We start from the raw sequence: 17,885 nt of genomic DNA on the forward strand, positions 1-17,885 counted from the left end.
TATCAAAAGCAGCTTGCTTACGAAAGCCGCTATGTGCAACCAAATGAAAACGGACAGGTTGCCAGCTTTATGCTGAAATACAAAAATGGACATTCTCAAATCAAAGCGGCTTATTCCAAAGCTTTTGAAACGGGCAGGTATTTATTCCCGAAGGAATTAGGAAGGGATCAGTTTTATACTTCCATGCCCAGAAGTCGTATGGAAGGACTTGGAGAAATTGATGTCTTTGCCATTGGTTATCAGCACAATTGGAAGCATTTATTTTTGAATATAGATGCTACAACAACTCACGGAGCAGTAATAAATGATTATGTATTAAACAAATACAATATCGATGATAATTACCAGATCAATACACGATTGCATTATGAATTTTCCAATTTTTTAAAAGGTCTTCATATCGAGTTGCTGTATGTCTGGAAACAAAACAAAAACGAGCCTAATACAAAATTGGTTGCGCAAAGAAGCGATTACAACCAAATCAATCTAATAACAAATTTTAATTTTTAAAAGCAATGAAAAATATAGTTTACTTACTAATCGGAACATTTTTCGGAATTGTTATGTACAAATCCGAAGCGGCATCCTGGTTCAGAATATATGAAATGTTCCAGTTCCAATCCATTCACATGTATGGTTTAATGGGAACTGCTTTAGCAGTAGGAATAATCGTAGTACAATACATCAAAAGAAACAAGGTAAAAGATATTACTGGAAATCCTATTGTTATTGCAGACAAGGATAAAAGTATTCCACGCTATTTAATAGGTGGTATTCTTTTTGGTTTAGGCTGGGCATTGGCGGGTGCATGCCCAGGGCCTATGTTTGTAATGACAGGTGCGGGATATTTCCCAATTTTAGTTGTAATTTTAGGAGCGATATTAGGAACCTGGCTTTACGGTCTGATGAAAGATAAATTGCCTCATTAAATCAAAATAAATATGGAAGAATTAATCCGTGACACCTATAGAGGGATATTTGAAAAAGAGCTGATTGAAGAAATAATTTCAGTTGCGAAGCTGGTCGAATTTAAGGAAGGTGATGTGTTAATCGATATAGGAAAATATATCAAAACCATGCCTTTGCTTATTAGTGGTGCTATAAAAATAATGCGTGAGGATTTTGATACAGGTGAACTGTTGCTATACTTCATCGAAAAAGGAGATACTTGCTCTATGACACTTACCTGCTGTATGGGCGATAAAAAAAGTGAAATTCGTGCCGTAGCAGAAAACAATGGTTTGGTAGCGATGATTCCCGTAGGGAAAATGGAAGAATGGATGGGTAAATATAAAAGCTGGCGTGCTTTTGTTTTTGAAAGTTATAATAACCGTTTCAATGAGATGCTCGCAGCCATAGACAATATAGCATTTACCAATATGGATAAGCGACTTTATAATTACTTGTTTGAAAAGAGTAAAATAAACGACTCCAATATCATTACCAAAACCCATCAGGAAATTGCTTACGAATTAAACAGTTCCCGTGTAGTAATTTCACGATTGCTGAAAGCATTGGAAAATGAAGGAAAAATAAAACTGAACCGTAATAATATAGAGTTATTATCTTAATTGATAAATGGATAAAAAAGAAGTCAATCAAGTTTCGGTTTCATTCAAAAAAGATCTAATACTTCGGGAGCAATTAGCCATCCAGCGTACATTCCTTGCTAACCAATCTACCTTCTTATCATTTTTAAGAAGTTCCATGTATTTTTTGGTAGCAGGCTTAAGTGTAAATAAGTTGGTAGCAGGTGAAGAGGCGGTAATTTTTGAGTACATTTTGTTCGTTATATCTGGTCTTTTACTAATTGTGAGTATTATAAATTATTTCCGAAACCATAAGAAAATCAAACAAAGTGAAATTCATATCGGCGATTATAAGCTGAAATATGAAAAAGATAAATAAAATTTTCATCAACAGCACATTGTTCCAAAGTAAAGTTTTTCTTGTGTAACAATGGTTACTGTACCTATCTCGGTTTCAAGCTAATTTTCACTAACGAAAATTTTAAGAAAAATGGAAAATAAGGCAACAATACAGGAGTTCAATCGGTTTTTAAGCATTCATGAACAATTGTATCTTCAAACCCTGAAATTACTGAAAGATGTTCCCGATGAAGTGTTTAAAAGTACACCAATTGATAACGATGTGATGTATCTCGGAACTCGTGTGAACACGATTAATATAGGTGGATTAATCCGTCATTTTGTATTGGCAGAAATTCATTGGTTTCAGGCAATGAAAGAAGGCGAAAATGGATTGCCAATTCCAAAACCTGATAATGCTTCTTTGTTGGAAAACATTGCAGATGGAAAAGAATTGGTCGAGAAATACAAGGAAGTTTTTCCCAAAGGATTTGAAATATTGAAAAGCTATACCGAAGAAGATTTGAACAAAACCGTTTCTTTTATGGGTAGAACTTATTCCGTAATGGCATTTTTGTGGATTACGTTTGGGCATCATTCGTATCATTTGGGACAAGTGGATATGCTTATGCGTCAAAATGGAATTTATCCGGCTGAATATATGGAATGGCCCAACACTTCAACCTTAATAGGCTAATGGAAAACATTAGAAAAAAGTACGAAGAACTGCTGGGTTTCGTTCCGGAAAACATCGAAAAAAGGTTAAAATTGGCAGCACTTTCAGACGAAACAGATGCCATAGAAATCATCGAAAAATACCGTGAGAAGCTGATTTATAGAAATCCGTTGGACAAGAAAACCCAGCAATTGGTTCACTTTGCTTTACTGATTGGCGGAATGCACAAAGAACCTGCAAAATTGCACGCCAAAGGAGCATTGAAAGCCGGAGCAACCGTGAAAGAACTTTTTGGAGTTTGCGAAACCGCAGCCATTACAGGTGGAATGCCTGCATTTAGCATGGCAGTAGATTGTGTGTTTGAAGCAATTGAAAATCCTGGTTAGAAAGCTGCTTAATAGCTTTATTGAAAAACGAGGATTTAATGTCCTCGTTTTTTTTGCTCTGTAACTTATGTTACAGTGTAACTTAATGAGACAAACTACTTTTGCTTTTTTAAATAGTTTGGATTAAATGAATTTGTCTGAAAGACAGCTGGAAATAATAAAGGCATCAGGTAAAATATTGATGGAAAGCGGCATTGCAGGACTTACAACTAAAAATTTGGCTCGTGAAATGCATTTTTCAGAAAGTGCTTTGTATCGTCATTTCAAAAATAAAGAGGCAATCGTAATACTATTAATTGCTTATTTATCAGAAAATATTACCCAGCGTTTTGATGCCATTATCAATACAAAGCAATCACCGGAAGAAAAGTTTACAACACTTTTTAAAAGTCAGTTTTCGTATTTCAAACAAAATCCGTGTTTCATCAATATTGTTTTATCAGACGGGTTGATTGATAATTCTGATGAGGTAAAAAATGCCATACAGCAATTATTACAAACCAATTTCATCCGTATCAATTCCCTGATAAAGGAAGGACAAGAGACAGGGGGTTTTAGAACAGTAATAGCTTCAGAAGAACTCGTGCATATTGTTATGGGAACGTTTCGGCTGCAAATGCTGAAGTGGAAATTGGCTTCTTTTGAATTTGATATTGAGGTTCAGGGACAAAAAACAATGAATAGCATTTTAGCTTTAATAAAGGTCTAATTTATAATATTTTTTTGAATGAGAAAGTTAGTGAATATTCACAAACATAAATTGCTTATAGTCATCCTTTTCTTGCCTGTTATGGTATGGTCGCAAGAGAAGAAAGAATTTCATACGCTGGACGAAGTACTTGCCTTTGCAAAGGAGAAAAAAGTCAGTTTCAGGAATGACATCATCCAGCAAAATTTAGCAGAGCTGAACAGAAAAACAGCAGTTGGAAATGCCTTTAATCCGAGAATTCCTGTATCGGCTCAGGTAATTGATAATATGAATTTGCAAACCAATTATATTCCTGCCGAAGTTTTCGGCGGTTTGCCCGGTTCTTTTCGTGAAATCACAATGGGGTTGCAATATGTCAGTACATTCAGCATACAACCGCAGTTCGATATTATTAACCTTGGAAAAATAAGCCGTATAAAACTTGCCAAAACCAATCAGGAACTGGTAGCCAATCAGCAAAAAATAAACGAATGGACTATTTATGACCAATTGAACGGTATTTACTTTAATATCTTATCGTTTCAGGGACAGCAAAAGATGGTAGAGCAGAATATCGTCATTGCAAAACAAATTTTAACCATCGTAAACAACAGGTTTGAAGAAGGGATTGTGCGAAAACAAGATGTAAACGAAGCCGAGGTGAACCTCATTCGATTACAGGATCAGCTTTCGCAATTGCAATTTAATATCCAAATCCAACAGCAAAATCTTGCTTTGTTTTTCGAGAATGAAGCCAGTCCCATTTTAAATCAAAACATTCGAGATTTTGATCATAAACAAATATTGACAGAAGCAAAAAACAATTTATGGGTAAACCATTATCAGCTGAGAGAAAAAATGGCAGAACAGGAATGGAAAGCGGCACAGAAACAACAGTTACCCGTTTTGGGATTTGTATCTTCCTTTAATTGGCAAAACTTGAGTAATGAGTCCTTTTTTCACCCTAATTCCAATTGGATTGATTTTAATTACGTTGGTCTTCGTTTGAGTTGGGATTTACCTACTACCGTTTCAAAATATTCGGCGGTAAAAGAGAAAAAAATGCAATGGCAAATGGCCGAAAATGATCGTATTCATTTTTCGCGTGAGAACGAAACCCGCAACAACAATTTGTTGGTGGAGTACGAAAAAGCATCTTCACAGCTCGAAAACTTTAAGAAAATTCAAACCTTGAAAGAAGATACTTATCAGAAATACTTCGATCAATATCAGGAAAATATTCTGCCCTTAGACAAATTACTTACTGCACAAACGGATATGTTGCTGAGCCAGCTAAATGTTATTACAGCTTTGGCAGGCATTGGATTTAGTGAAAATAAAATTATCATCAATAATAAGTTTTAGACGTATGAAAATAAAGTTGTTCGTTACCATTGTACTGTTTGTTACACTACAATCCTGTGGTTCAAAGGAAGAAGCACAGCCGGTGGTAAAAGATATAAAAGAATTAGTTTTTGCATCGGGAATGCTCGATTGGGATGATGCCTATCATCTGACGGCACAAACAGATGGCATATTGACCGAAGCTAATTTTGAGGTAGGAGACAAAATGAATACAGGAAAGATCATTGCGATTATCGACAATCCGTCTAACCGTATCAATACGCATTCGGCAGAGGAACAATTAACCATTGCCAACGAAAACCTAACGGAAAATTCGCCTGCCATTCAGCAACTGGAACAAAACATTCGCTATGCAGAAAGCAAATACGAGCAAGACAAACAACAAGCTGAACGTTATGAACGACTGTTCCAAAAGCAAAGTGTAGCCAAGGTAGAATTTGAAAATATGCAACTGGCAGCAAAAAATTCACTGGCACAGCTGAATGCCTTAAAAAAGCAAAAAGCAGAACTATTGCAACGTGCCAAATCACAGCAGATTTCTAACAAAAATCAGCTACAAAACAGCAAAGTGATAGAACGATACAATCAATTGATAATACCTCAAAGTGGTACGATTGTCAACAAGCTGAAATCAACAGGAGATTATGTCAAAAAAGGAGATATTGTTGCTACAATTGCTGATGATAGCAAGCCGGAAGTGGTATTGAATGTAGATGAAAAAAGCATCGGAAAAGTAAAATTGGGACAATTGGTTTATATCCAGTTCAACACAGATAAAAGCAACGTGTACGAAGGCAAAATCAGTGAAATAGTGGCTGCATTTGATGAAAAAACACAATCATTTGTTGTAAAAGTGTTGCTGAATGAAGCACCTTCAAGTAGTATTTACGGCACACAGTTGGAAGCCAATATTTTGACAAGCGAAAAGAAGAATGCTTTATTAATTCCGAGAAGTTATTTGGGCTTTGGAAATAAGGTAAAACTAAAAGGAAAAGACGACCCCGTTGTTGTAAAAACAGGTATTATTTCTACCGAATATGTAGAAATATTGGAAGGAATCAGTAAAGATGATATTCTGGAACATATAAAACCTTAGGCTAATGAATATTAATACAGACATAGCCAGAACCTATCTGTTTTCGGGCAAAAAAATGACTGCTGTAGCCGTTCTTGGTGTGTTGCTCGGAATGTCGATCTATATTTTCATGAACAGTTTACTGGTTGGTTTTGATAAAACATCTGACGAAAATATTTTCAAAAATACGCCACATATTCGGTTGTTTAATGATGATGTCATCAGCAAAAATCTGGTAAGTGATACTGCTGCCGAATACCTGATTTCTAATCCGAAAGTAGTACCCAAAGTCAATACTATCATTAACCCGAACGGAATTGCAGAAATGGTACAACAACAGAAGGAAGTAACTGTGGTAACAGCCCAGGTCAACACAAGTGTGTTTTATAATAACGGAAGAACTCAGGTAAGTGGATTAATCATCGGGATAAAGCCAGATGAAGCAGATATGATGTACAGCATTACTTCATCAATGGTTGAAGGTAAATTTGAAACCCTGAAATCCGACCCGAACGGCATCGTAATCGGTATAGGAATAGCAGAAAAAATGAACTTGGCACTTGGTGATAACATCAATCTTACATCACAAAAAGGTGTAACTAAGAACCTGCGTGTAGCAGGTATTTTTCGATCATTTAATTCAACTGCCGACGACACCAAATCGTACGTTAATCTATACACCGCTCAGCAATTGCTCAAAGAAAACAATGTGTATGTAACAGACATCAGTGTCAATGTAAAAGATCCGCACCAGGCGGCAGCCGTTGCCGAAAAGTTATCTCAATTAACCGGATACAAATCCGAAGATTGGAAAGAGAGTAACGAATCGCTGATGGCACTCAGCAAAATGCGGTTCATTATGATCAATTTTGTCTCTACAGCCATTATGCTCATTGCCGGTTTTGGCATTTACAATATCCTGAACATGACCGTTTCCCAAAAAATAAATGACATTGCCATATTAAAGGCTATTGGTTTTAAAGGGAATGACGTGATACGGATTTTTGTAACGCAGGCATTATCTATTGGGTTGATCGGTGTAGTTGGCGGAATGTTGATGGCATTGCTAATGATTACCTTGTTGAAAAAGGTTTACATCGGTGGTGACATCGGATACTTTCCTGTAGATTATGAACTGCAGAAATTCATTCAGGGAATTGTTATGGGCTTAGTGATTACATTTTTTGCAGGATACATTCCTGCCCGTAAAGCAGCAAAAGTAGATCCGGTCAGCATTTTTAGAAAGTAAATCATGGATAAGAATATCGTTTTAAAAACAGAAAATATCGACAAGTATTTTTATGACCCGGTAGAATTTCAGGTGTTGAAAAATATTGGTTTTGAGGTAGAGAGAGGAGAATTCTTAACACTTGTCGGGAAGTCAGGGAGTGGCAAATCTACTTTGCTCTATATCCTCTCCACTATGGACAGAGACTACAATGGAAATTTAGTGATAGATAATGAATTAATTACCGGAAAATCGGTTGATGAACTGGCTGCGATCCGAAACGAAAAAATAGGTTTTGTATTCCAGTTTCATTACCTGCTGTCAGAATTTACCTGTCTGAAAAATGTTATGATTCCTGCACTGAAATTGGGTAGGTTTTCCCCAAAAGAAATAGAAGAACGGGCTTATGAAAAGTTAAAAATGCTGGGTATGGAAGATCAGGCTCTCAAACCTGCGAATAAACTTTCGGGTGGACAGCAACAACGTGTTGCCATTGCCAGAGCGTTAATTAATGATCCTTTGATTATTATGGGTGATGAGCCAACAGGTAATTTGGACAGTAAAAATACAGACATTGTTTTTGATATTTTCAAAGACCTGACCCACAGTTTCGGACAAACCATTATCGCTGTAACCCACGATGATGAATTTGCTCAAAAAAGTGACCGAACCATAGAAATGAAAGACGGCTACATCATTGGCGGACATAAAAATTAAGTGCAATGAATAATAACATATCTATACCTCAAAACATTGAAAATCAAACTTCGTATAAAAGAAAAGTTTCTTTATCAGAACTATTGCGTTCGCTGATGTTAGCACCGAGTTCGGCAATAGTATTTATCAAAAATAAAAAGCAGAAAACCATTGATGAGCAACTTTTAGAACGATTGCAACTGGCAGTAACTGAGGTCAACGCTTGTGCCGTATGTTCATACGCCCATACGCAGATGGCATTAAAAATGGGAATGAATAACGATGAAATATCGGGTTTCCTTACGGGAGACAAAAGCTTTGTCAATCCCGAAGAATCGAAAGCCATCCTATTTGCTCAACATTATGCCGAAACACGTGGATTACCCGAACAGTAAACATACGAAGCCATTGTAAAAGAATACGGAAAAGAAGAAGCAAGAATTATATTGGCTGCCATTCAACTGATGCTGATGGGCAATATGATTGGTTTACCAATGAGTGCACTCCGTGCCAGAAAGAAAGGGAAACCTTATTCAGATAGTTCTTTGTTGTATGAATACGGAATGATTATAGCCGCTATATTCATAATTCCGATTGCATTGGTTGTTTCATTCGTAAAATGGATTTTTGGAAGACCGAATATCTATTTTGAGACCAACAAAGAATAGGTGAAAGATTAAAACAAAGGAACAATTGCTTTTTTGAATGTTTTTTTATTCCTGCACCCTATGTAACCTATGTTACTTTCTGCCCAAACTGTAAGTGCTAATTTTGAGGATTTATTACTACACTAATAACGTACTAAAGTTAGTATAGACAGTTTTAAACATTGAAATTTTAAAGCAAATAATATATGAAATCCATCTTCTTAAAAAATAATTTTCTTTGGTTATTAGCCATTTTCTTCTTATCGAATTCCTCATTTGCACAAACTCTTTTCTTTGAACGTGTTTATGACGAAACATTATCACAGGCAAGTTATGTGATCGGCGATACAGAAACCAAAGAAGCGATTGTCATCGACCCTAAAAGAGATATCGACACTTATCTGCAAATAGCTCAGACAAACAATCTGAAAATAACGAAAATTACCGAAACTCATATTCACGCAGACTTTCTCAGTGGTTCGAGAGAACTCGCAGCAGTTACGAAAGCACCGCTGTATTTATCTGACGAAGGCGGCAGAGACTGGCAATACGATTTTCCACACACCGGACTGAAAAATGGCGATAAAATTTCGGTTGGAAGTATTACGATAGAAGTCATTCACACACCGGGACATACGCCCGAAAGCCTGACTTTTTTGGTTAACGACGGCACAAAAAATCCAATCAAAGCCATTACCGGAGATTTTATTTTTGTAGGCGATGTCGGCCGTCCTGATTTATTGGAAAAAGCAGCAGGACAAATTGGTTCGCAGGAAGTTGGAGCAAAACAACTCTATCATTCTATTGAAAAATTTTTGAAATTACTCGATAACACCGAAATCTGGCCGGGACATGGAGCAGGTTCTTTCTGTGGGAAAAGTTTGAGCAATATTCCGCAATCTACTTTGAAACAAGAAAAATTGACCAATCCGGCTTTGCAATTTTCGGGAAAAGAAACCGATTTTGTAGCCTATATTTTGAGTGAGCAACCCGCTCCGCCAAAATATTTTGCGATGATGAAACATCTGAACAAAGTAGATCGTACGCTATTGGTTGAAGTTCCGAAATTGGCTAAACTCAATCAAAAAGAAACAGAAAATGCGATTAAAAATGGTTTACTCGTAATAGATGCCCGTCCAAAAGCAGTTTCAGGTAAAGGATTTATTCCTGGGAGTCTTCTGATTGAAAATATGAAAACATTTTCTACGTTTGTCGGTTCGGTTGTTGATTATCAAAACCAGATTATTTTGGTTGCCGAAGAAAATCAAATCGAAGATTTGACCCGAAAACTAATGCGTATCGGGATGGACAATATCTATGGGTACGTTACCAATCCGTCTGAACAAAATTTGGCTTTGCAAAATGTAAAAACCATTGATATAGATACTTTCAAATCATATTTGGGAAACAAAAACATTCAGAAAATTGACGTTCGTACCGAAAACGAATACAAAAGCGGTCATATCAAAGGTGTTGAAAATATAGCACTGAATACACTTGAAAACAATTTTGATAAAATCAATAAAAAAGAACCTGTCATCATCCATTGCCAAAGCGGAACAAGAGCGGCAATTGCTTATTCTATTCTTGTGAAAAACGGTTTTGAAAACATTCTGAATTATTCCGGTGGAATTAATGATTGGAAAGATAAAAACAACGAACTTGTGAAGTAATTTCAAATTCTCAAACAAGAATGCATCATAAAAGAAAAGCAATCCAAGATTTGTATCCCGATGAACTGGCACATTGCTATGGATGTGGAAAAAATAATCCAGATGGTCATCAATTAAAAACATATTTAATGGGAGATGAAACAATCGCCCATTTTACACCAGACGAAAAATTTACAGCAATTCCTGGAAGTGTTTACGGTGGTTTAGTAGCTTCCTTATTAGATTGCCACGGAACTGGTTCGGCTGCGGCTTTTGCTTGTCTGGCAGAAAATATTGATCTTGAAAATGTAGCAATTATTCCCATAAGATGTGTAACAGCATCGCTTAAAGTTGATTTTAAAGTACCTACACCAATGGGTAAAAAGCTGGAGCTAAAAGGAAAACTCCGAAGTATCGAGGGCAGAAAAATCTTGGTAGATATGACACTTTCTGCTGAAGGAATTGTTTGTGCGACAGGAGAAATTTTAGCGATAAAACTCAAAGACTAAGTTAAATGCTTAGTCTTTGAGTTTTTTAATGCTCTCCGTAACCTACATCATCCATTTTACCTTTAAAAACTCTGAACTGAATGATGAAATATGCAATCACTAAAATAGCCGCAATAATAAACCAATACAATCCTACTGACAATCCATATTCATGAGCTGCCACATTATGTACAGTTAATGAAGGATTAATTCCATTTGTAGATGGCAATAGTGTCGGAAACAAAGAAGCTATAGTAGTAGCAAAACTCCCAAAAATAAACATAGAAGAAAATAAAAATCCGGTGCTGTCCTTTTTAAATTTGTTAATTCTGAACAACCCGATTAGACCTACTGCACCAATTATCGGGAATATCCAAAGCCAATAATGCGTTTGCAGATTATTTAAAGGAAAGGGTTTTACATAATGCCATAAACCAGCGGAAATGACGACTAATGCCAACAGTACGAAATTTAGTTTAAAAATCACTTTTTTAAGCCGCCCGTTGAGTGATGTAGATGTTTTCAAAATAATCCAATTGGCCCCGTGAATGGTTAACGTTACAACAGCAACAAGTCCCAATAACAAGGTAAACCAGTCAATAACCCCCTGATGCTCTGCAAGTGGGTCAAATGTAGGATTCCAAAGTGCTAAAAAGAAATAATGAGGTTCCTGTGTAGAGACACCATTTTCCACCATCCCGAGATTTACGCCTCTTACTACATTACCTAAAGCGGCTCCAAAAAACAACGCTAACAGAAGACTGGCTATACCAAATGCTTTATCCCAAATAGCTTCCCACATTCTGTGATGTACTTGTCCCCGCAATTCCAGCCCTACAGCTCTGAAAATCAACAACCATAAAACCAGCATCAAGGGCAGATAAAAACCACTAAAGGCCGATGCATATAGCGTAGGAAATGCAAAGAATAAAACACCACCAGCCGCAATCAGCCACACTTCATTAGCATCCCAGAAAGGACCGATAGCATTGGTTACGGCTTTTTTTTCTTGCTCAGTCTTAGCCAAAAATAAATGTACAATTCCGGCTCCGAAATCATACCCATCGAGGATAACGTAAATCCCCAACATAACCATTAATACAATAAACCAAAATATTTCCATAACCATTTATTTTAATGCCATTTTAGCTTCAGGACCTTTCCGTATAATTTTTAAAACAAGTAAAAGAAAAAGCAGTCCAAGAAGCAAATACAGTCCAACAAAACCCAAAAGTGTAAATAATGCATTTCCCGAAGATACGGTAGGCGAAACGCCATCAACCATACGCATCAGATTGTAAACCAACCAAGGCTGTCTGCCCAGTTCCGCTGTGTACCATCCTGCCGTATTGGCGATATAAGGAAACGGAATCATAAACATCAGAATCCACAACAGCCATTTTGTTTTATACAATTTGCCTTTCCAGAGTAAAAACGATGCAAGTACCATAATACCAATGAAAATAGTTCCCAAACCAACCATAATATGATAACCATAATACAAACCGGGGACATTGGTAGGATGTATGGATTCATCAAATTCATTCAAACCTTTAATTTCAGCATCCCAACGCTGATACGTAAGAAAACTAAGTACATTGGGTACAGCGATTTTATTGTCCAGTTTTTTGTTTTCCATATCGGGCTGACCCACCAAAACAATCTCAGACCCTCCTTTTTCAGTTTCAAAAATACCTTCCATCGCAGCAAATGTTACTGGTTGGTATTTGACGACATTTTTAGCTGCCCAATCACCTGTAGGAAAAGCTAACATGACAGAAGAAATTACCCCGAAAACGACTCCGCTCTTTACAAAAATCTTCCCAAAGCGACTATGCTTATTACTCAATAAATAGAAAGCTCCAACGGCTGCCACAAAAAAAGAACTCGTTACTAACGAACCCATTTGATTATGTAGATATGAAGGCCACAGCCAAGGATTATTGAATAGAGCACCAAAATTTTTCAATATAAATTTTCCGTTCTCCAAAATTTCGTAACCGACAGGATGTTGCATCCAAGAGTGTGTAGCGATAATCAAAAAACCACTTGCCCACGAACCAATGAAGACCATCAGTCCTGATAAAAAGTGTAGTTTCTGTCCAAGTAGCTTTTCACCAAAAAGAAACATGCCCAGAAAAGAAGATTCTAAAAAGAAGGAGAACATTCCTTCCATTGCTAACGTTTGTCCGATGATACCTCCGGTAAGCTCAGAGAACTTAGCCCAATTGGTGCCGAACTGAAATTCCATTGGAATACCCGTTACAACACCCATTGCGAAGTTCAATGCAAATATCTTCATCCAGAATTTTGATGCATTATTGTAATCTTCATTTTTAGTTCTGAGAAATTTCCATTTAAAATAAACAATCATTAAGGAAAGTCCCATAGTGAGCTGAGGGAACAAATAATGAAAGGTAATCGTAAAGGCAAACTGTAGCCGATTGTAAAGGATCATGTCTTCCATAAGGAATATTTTAAGCGTTTGAATATCACGTTTTGTTACCGCATATATCCACCTTTTATATGCATCTGTAAATGTATTTATAAATTACAAAAACGATTGTAACACTTGTTACACAATATAGAATTAATAACCATCCAATGATTTTTAGTTTTAATTTTTAGCTCTGTAACAATTGTTACTGCCTGCGTTATCGTGGTATTCTAATTTTGTCGCATCATTTAATCATTGAATTATGGCGACAGATCTTATAGGCTATTTATTGGCCGTTTTAGTAGGTGTTTCATTAGGACTTATTGGTAGCGGAGGTTCCATACTTACCGTTCCTATTTTGGTGTATGTCATGGGCGTTAACCCCATATTAGCGACAGCGTATTCCTTATTTGTAGTGGGTACTACATCCTTGGTAGGTGGCGTTCAAAACGCCATTCAGAAAAAAGTAGATTTCAAAACCGTACTTATTTTTGGTATTCCGTCTATTGTTGCTGTGTATTTGACCAGAGCTTATCTGATGCCTTTAATTCCTGATGTGATTATCTCTATCGGAAGCTTTGAATTTACCAAACCTATCGCCTTGATGGTGCTTTTTGCCATCGTAATGATTTTTGCTTCCATATCGATGATACGTCCTTGTCCGCATTGCAATGATGTAGACACCGGTGAAATAAAATATAACTATCCGATGATTCTTCTGGAAGGAGCATTAGTTGGTACACTAACCGGATTGGTAGGTGCAGGCGGTGGATTTTTAATTATTCCCGCATTGGTTCTATTAGCAAAAATGCCGATGAAGTTAGCTGTAGGGACTTCCTTGTTTATCATCGCAGCAAAGTCACTCTTGGGATTCACAGGTGATTTGCAAGGTAGCGAAACAATTGACTGGACTTTGCTATCCATCTTTACCGGATTATCTGTTGTCGGAATTTTTATCGGGATTTTTCTGTCTAAAAAAATAGAAGGCAATAAACTTAAAGCCGCATTCGGCTGGTTTGTACTCGTAATGGGAATCTATATCCTCATCAAGGAATTATTCTTATAAAAAAACAGTCTTGTAACTTATGTTACTGAACAGGTTATAAGCAGGTTGTAATTTTGTAGTATAAAATTTAAAACAATTAAAAAATCATAAAGAATGAAAGTAGAACAAATTTATACAGGATGTTTGGCTCAAGGAGCTTATTATATTGAAAGTAATGGAGAAGCTGTGGTAATAGATCCGCTTCGTGAAGTCCAACCTTATATCGAAAAAGCGGAAAAAGACGGGGCTAAAATTAAATATGTATTGGAAACGCATTTTCACGCTGATTTTGTGAGTGGTCATTTGGATTTGGCTAAAAAAACCGGTGCAACGATTGTTTTTGGTCCCACTGCAAAACCATCATTTGACGCATATGTTGCTGAGGATGGTGAAATTTTACAAGTTGGAAATATCCAAATCAAAGTCATACACACACCGGGTCATACGATGGAGAGTACTTGCTTTTTATTAATTGATGAAAGCGGAAAAGAAACTGCTTTGTTTACCGGTGATACCTTATTCATCGGCGATGTGGGTCGTCCAGATTTGGCACAAAAAGTGATTGCAGATCTGACACAGGAAAAATTAGCGGCTCATTTGTACGATTCATTGCACAACAAAATCATTCCGTTAGCAGATGATATCATTGTCTATCCAGCACACGGAGCAGGTTCGGCTTGTGGTAAGAACATGAGCAAGGAAACGACCGATACCTTGGGCAACCAAAAGAAAACCAACTATGCTTTACAATCAATGACCAAAGAAAAATTCATCGAAGAAGTGTTAGATGGCTTAATGCCACCTCCTGGATATTTTCCAGAAAACGTGCTGATGAACATCAAAGGTTACGAAAGTATTGATGAAGTATTGAACAAAGGAACGCAAGCTTTAAGTCCTGAAGCATTTGAAACTGCTGCCAACGAAACTGACGCATTGTTGCTGGATACTCGTGATGCACAAACCTTTGCTAAAGGATTTATTCCAAATTCAATCAATATCGGTATTGATGGAAACTTTGCACCGTGGGTAGGTACACTCATTCCGGATATCAAACAAACCATTTTATTGATTGCAGACGAAGGTCGTGAGGAAGAAGTCGTTACCAGATTGGCTCGAGTTGGTTACGACAATACTATTGGTTATCTGAAAGGTGGATTTGAAGCCTGGAAAAATGCCGGCAAAGAAACCGACACCATCGAATCTGTTTCGGTAGATGAACTGGCAAAACGAATGGAAGAAAATCCAAACCTGGACATTCTGGATGTACGCAAAAAGAGCGAACATTTTTCAGAACACGCAATCGGTTCAAAAAACATCGCTTTGGATTATATCAACGAACATATAGCTGAAGTGAATAAAGACAAAACCTATTACGTACACTGTGCCGGTGGTTACCGTTCAATGATTTTCAACTCTATTCTTAGAGCCAGAGGATATAACAAACTTATCGACGTTCAAGGCGGATTTACGGCAATCAAAGAATCGGGAAAATTCAAGGTAAGCGATTACGTTTGTCCAACAACTATGCTTTAATTAATAACATTAAAATCTAAAAAAATATGTTTTTTCAACACGTATATGATAAAAGTTTAGCTCAAGCGAGCTACTTTATAGGCTGTCAGGCAAAAGGAGAAGCCATTGTAATCGATGCACAACGAGATATAGATGTGTATCTGGAAATTGCGAAGCAAAACAATATGAAAATTACCCATATTACAGAAACGCATATCCATGCCGATTTTCTCTGTGGTTCACGCGAATTAGCAGCAGTGACCGGAGCACAAATGTATCTTTCAGACGAAGGAGGACCAGATTGGGAATACCAGTTTCCGCATCATGCCAAGCTGAAACACGGTGACAAAATCAGTGTAGGAAACTTGACATTAGAAGTATTGCACACACCGGGTCATACACCGGAAAGTATCAGCTTTTTGTTGACAGACCATCCGGCTACAGATAAACCAGTAATGGTATTCACGGGAGATTTTGTTTTTGTTGGAGACATTGGCCGCCCTGATTTATTGGAAAAAGCGGCAGGTTTAGTTGGTACACAAGAAAAAGGAGCCAAACAGATGTATGAATCTATACAACGCTTTGCTGAATTGCCTGAATACGTGCAGGTATGGCCAGCACATGGAGCAGGCTCAGCTTGTGGCAAGGCTTTGGGAGCAGTTCCAAGTTCGACCGTAGGTTACGAAAAAATCCGCAACTGGGCATTTCAATACGAAGATGATGAAGCGGGCTTTGTGAAATATCTTTTGGAAGGACAACCAGAACCACCAAAATATTTTGCGATGATGAAACACTTGAACAAAGTAAATCGCCCATTATTAGTGGAGGTTCCTAAACACCCAAAATTATCGAAAGAACAGTTTTTGAATGCTTATAACAATGGATTGAAAGTTATCGATGCTCACAATAAAGTAGATTATGCAAAAGGATTTATTCCGGAAAGTATCAATATACAAGGCAATAATTCTTTCTCTACATGGGCAGGCTGGTTACTGAACTATCAAGAACAATTTGTTTTAGTTGCCGATGATAATCAAATCGAAGATTTGACCAGAAAACTGATGCGAATAGGCTTGGATAACATATACGGATACATCTCCAACGTAGAAGACTTGGGATTGGAACTGGAGACAGAAGATATCATAGACATAGAAGAATTCAAATCGTACATCGGAAACCCGAATGCTCAAATTGTCGATGTGAGAGGATTGACGGAATATGAAACCTACCATGTAGAGGGTGCAGACCATGTTTTTGTAGGAACGCTACCAGATCATCTGGATAAATTCAGCAAAGACAAACAAATCGTCATCCATTGCCAAAGTGGAGATAGAGCAACAATTGCTCAGTCATTGTTGGCTAAATACGGTTTCAAAAATGTCAAGAACTATTCTGCCGGAATGAAAGAGTGGATGGAAGCAAATAGTTAATTTAATAATCTTAAAATTTTAAAAAATGGAAAATCAAATAAATACAATGCCAAGAATTGGCGATATGGCACCCGATTTTGAAGCAGTAACTACTACAGGAGTAATCAAATTTTCGGAATACAACAAAGGAAGCTGGGTGATTTTATTTTCTCATCCTGCCGATTTCACACCGGTTTGTACAACAGAAATGACGGGCTTTGCCAACGAAAGCGATTTCTTCGAAAAGCACAATACCAAATTGATGGGGTTAAGCATAGACAGCATTCATTCACACATCGCATGGGTAAATGCCGTTGACGAAAAGACAGGTGTATTGTTCAACTTCCCGATTATTGCAGATTTGGATATGAAAGTAGCCAAATTGTACGGAATGTTGCAACCGGGCGAAAGCGAAACTGCAGCTGTCCGTGCCGTATTCATCATGGATCCGGCAGGAAAAATCCGTTTGATTATGTATTATCCTTTGAATGTAGGTCGTAATATGGATGAAATTAAACGTTCTTTATTGGCACTTCAAACATCCGATGAATACAAAGTAGCTATGCCACTCAACTGGCAACCGGGCGACAAAGTAATCGTAGGAGCACCAAAAACATTGGAAGGATTAAAAGAACGTAAAGCCGATACAACTTTAGAGCAAGTGGATTGGTATCTGGCTAAAAAATCAATTTAATCATTAAGAATAAGGAGAT

21 protein-coding genes are annotated in these 17,885 nt (G+C 37.2%); 19 read left to right on the forward strand and 2 right to left on the reverse strand.

The features are described from left to right. From HU137_RS00005 to HU137_RS00075, 15 genes are all read left to right on the forward strand, one after another. Positions 1–510 (forward strand): hypothetical protein (locus HU137_RS00005; RefSeq protein ID WP_182041761.1); only part of this gene is annotated, 510 nt, incomplete at its 5' end. Between the two features lie 5 nt (positions 511–515). Continuing rightward, complete coding sequence (locus HU137_RS00010) at positions 516–929, forward strand: YeeE/YedE family protein (RefSeq protein ID WP_182041762.1); 414 nt, start codon at positions 516–518, stop codon at positions 927–929. 12 nt (positions 930–941) lie between these two features. Next, a complete protein-coding gene (locus HU137_RS00015; protein ID WP_182041763.1) occupies positions 942–1,571 on the forward strand; it encodes a Crp/Fnr family transcriptional regulator in 630 nt (209 codons plus the stop codon). A 7-nt stretch (positions 1,572–1,578) separates the two neighbouring features. Next, positions 1,579–1,908, forward strand: a complete 330-nt coding sequence (locus HU137_RS00020) for a DUF202 domain-containing protein (RefSeq protein ID WP_182041764.1) — start codon at positions 1,579–1,581, stop codon at positions 1,906–1,908. A 111-nt stretch (positions 1,909–2,019) separates the two neighbouring features. Then, entirely contained in the window at positions 2,020–2,565 is a 546-nt protein-coding gene (locus HU137_RS00025; protein ID WP_182041765.1) for a DinB family protein, read from the forward strand. Next, on the forward strand, positions 2,565–2,930 hold the full coding sequence (locus HU137_RS00030) for a carboxymuconolactone decarboxylase family protein (protein ID WP_182041766.1): 366 nt from the start codon (positions 2,565–2,567) through the stop codon (positions 2,928–2,930). Before HU137_RS00025 ends, HU137_RS00030 begins: the two co-directional genes overlap by 1 nt. Before the next feature lie 127 nt (positions 2,931–3,057). Then, positions 3,058–3,639: a TetR/AcrR family transcriptional regulator gene (locus HU137_RS00035; RefSeq protein WP_182041767.1), complete on the forward strand. Its 582-nt coding sequence runs from the start codon at positions 3,058–3,060 to the stop codon at positions 3,637–3,639. Positions 3,640–3,657: 18 nt separating this feature from the next. Beyond that, positions 3,658–4,983, forward strand: coding sequence for a TolC family protein (locus HU137_RS00040; protein WP_182041768.1), 1,326 nt, complete (start codon positions 3,658–3,660; stop codon positions 4,981–4,983). Positions 4,984–4,987: 4 nt separating this feature from the next. Beyond that, positions 4,988–6,079: an efflux RND transporter periplasmic adaptor subunit gene (locus tag HU137_RS00045; protein ID WP_182041769.1), complete on the forward strand. Its 1,092-nt coding sequence runs from the start codon at positions 4,988–4,990 to the stop codon at positions 6,077–6,079. A 55-nt stretch (positions 6,080–6,134) separates the two neighbouring features. Beyond that, positions 6,135–7,307, forward strand: a complete 1,173-nt coding sequence (locus HU137_RS00050) for an ABC transporter permease (RefSeq protein WP_246361454.1) — start codon at positions 6,135–6,137, stop codon at positions 7,305–7,307. Between the two features lie 3 nt (positions 7,308–7,310). After that, a complete protein-coding gene (locus tag HU137_RS00055) occupies positions 7,311–8,003 on the forward strand; it encodes an ABC transporter ATP-binding protein (RefSeq protein WP_182041771.1) in 693 nt (230 codons plus the stop codon). 5 nt (positions 8,004–8,008) lie between these two features. Further along, entirely contained in the window at positions 8,009–8,377 is a 369-nt protein-coding gene (locus HU137_RS00060) for a carboxymuconolactone decarboxylase family protein (RefSeq protein ID WP_182041772.1), read from the forward strand. Between the two features lie 75 nt (positions 8,378–8,452). Beyond that, positions 8,453–8,650 carry a hypothetical protein gene (locus tag HU137_RS00065; protein ID WP_182041773.1) on the forward strand — a complete coding sequence of 66 codons (198 nt, stop codon included), beginning with the start codon at positions 8,453–8,455 and terminating at the stop codon, positions 8,648–8,650. 185 nt (positions 8,651–8,835) lie between these two features. Then, on the forward strand, positions 8,836–10,302 hold the full coding sequence (locus tag HU137_RS00070; RefSeq protein ID WP_182041774.1) for an MBL fold metallo-hydrolase: 1,467 nt from the start codon (positions 8,836–8,838) through the stop codon (positions 10,300–10,302). A 20-nt stretch (positions 10,303–10,322) separates the two neighbouring features. Beyond that, positions 10,323–10,790, forward strand: coding sequence for a PaaI family thioesterase (locus HU137_RS00075; protein ID WP_182041775.1), 468 nt, complete (start codon positions 10,323–10,325; stop codon positions 10,788–10,790). A 25-nt stretch (positions 10,791–10,815) separates the two neighbouring features. Here HU137_RS00075 and cydB read toward each other — a convergent pair whose 3' ends face one another. After that, a complete protein-coding gene (gene cydB, locus HU137_RS00080; protein ID WP_182041776.1) occupies positions 10,816–11,892 on the reverse strand; it encodes a cytochrome d ubiquinol oxidase subunit II in 1,077 nt (358 codons plus the stop codon). 6 nt (positions 11,893–11,898) lie between these two features. After that, positions 11,899–13,236, reverse strand: coding sequence for a cytochrome ubiquinol oxidase subunit I (locus HU137_RS00085; protein ID WP_182041777.1), 1,338 nt, complete (start codon positions 13,234–13,236; stop codon positions 11,899–11,901). 232 nt (positions 13,237–13,468) lie between these two features. Here HU137_RS00085 and HU137_RS00090 point away from each other — a divergent pair, with 232 nt between their 5' ends. The 4 genes from HU137_RS00090 (at position 13,469) to HU137_RS00105 (ending at position 17,866) form a co-directional block, all read left to right on the forward strand. Further along, entirely contained in the window at positions 13,469–14,272 is an 804-nt protein-coding gene (locus HU137_RS00090) for a sulfite exporter TauE/SafE family protein (RefSeq protein WP_182041778.1), read from the forward strand. A 93-nt stretch (positions 14,273–14,365) separates the two neighbouring features. Beyond that, positions 14,366–15,784, forward strand: coding sequence for an MBL fold metallo-hydrolase (locus HU137_RS00095; protein WP_182041779.1), 1,419 nt, complete (start codon positions 14,366–14,368; stop codon positions 15,782–15,784). Between the two features lie 26 nt (positions 15,785–15,810). Beyond that, complete coding sequence (locus tag HU137_RS00100) at positions 15,811–17,193, forward strand: MBL fold metallo-hydrolase (RefSeq protein WP_182041780.1); 1,383 nt, start codon at positions 15,811–15,813, stop codon at positions 17,191–17,193. A gap of 25 nt (positions 17,194–17,218) precedes the next feature. After that, positions 17,219–17,866 carry a peroxiredoxin gene (locus HU137_RS00105; protein ID WP_182041781.1) on the forward strand — a complete coding sequence of 216 codons (648 nt, stop codon included), beginning with the start codon at positions 17,219–17,221 and terminating at the stop codon, positions 17,864–17,866. The last annotated feature ends 19 nt before the right edge of the window (positions 17,867–17,885 follow it).

It is taken from the genome of Moheibacter lacus (genome assembly GCF_014042165.1).
Taxonomy (GTDB): Bacteria; Bacteroidota; Bacteroidia; order Flavobacteriales; family Weeksellaceae; genus Moheibacter; species Moheibacter lacus.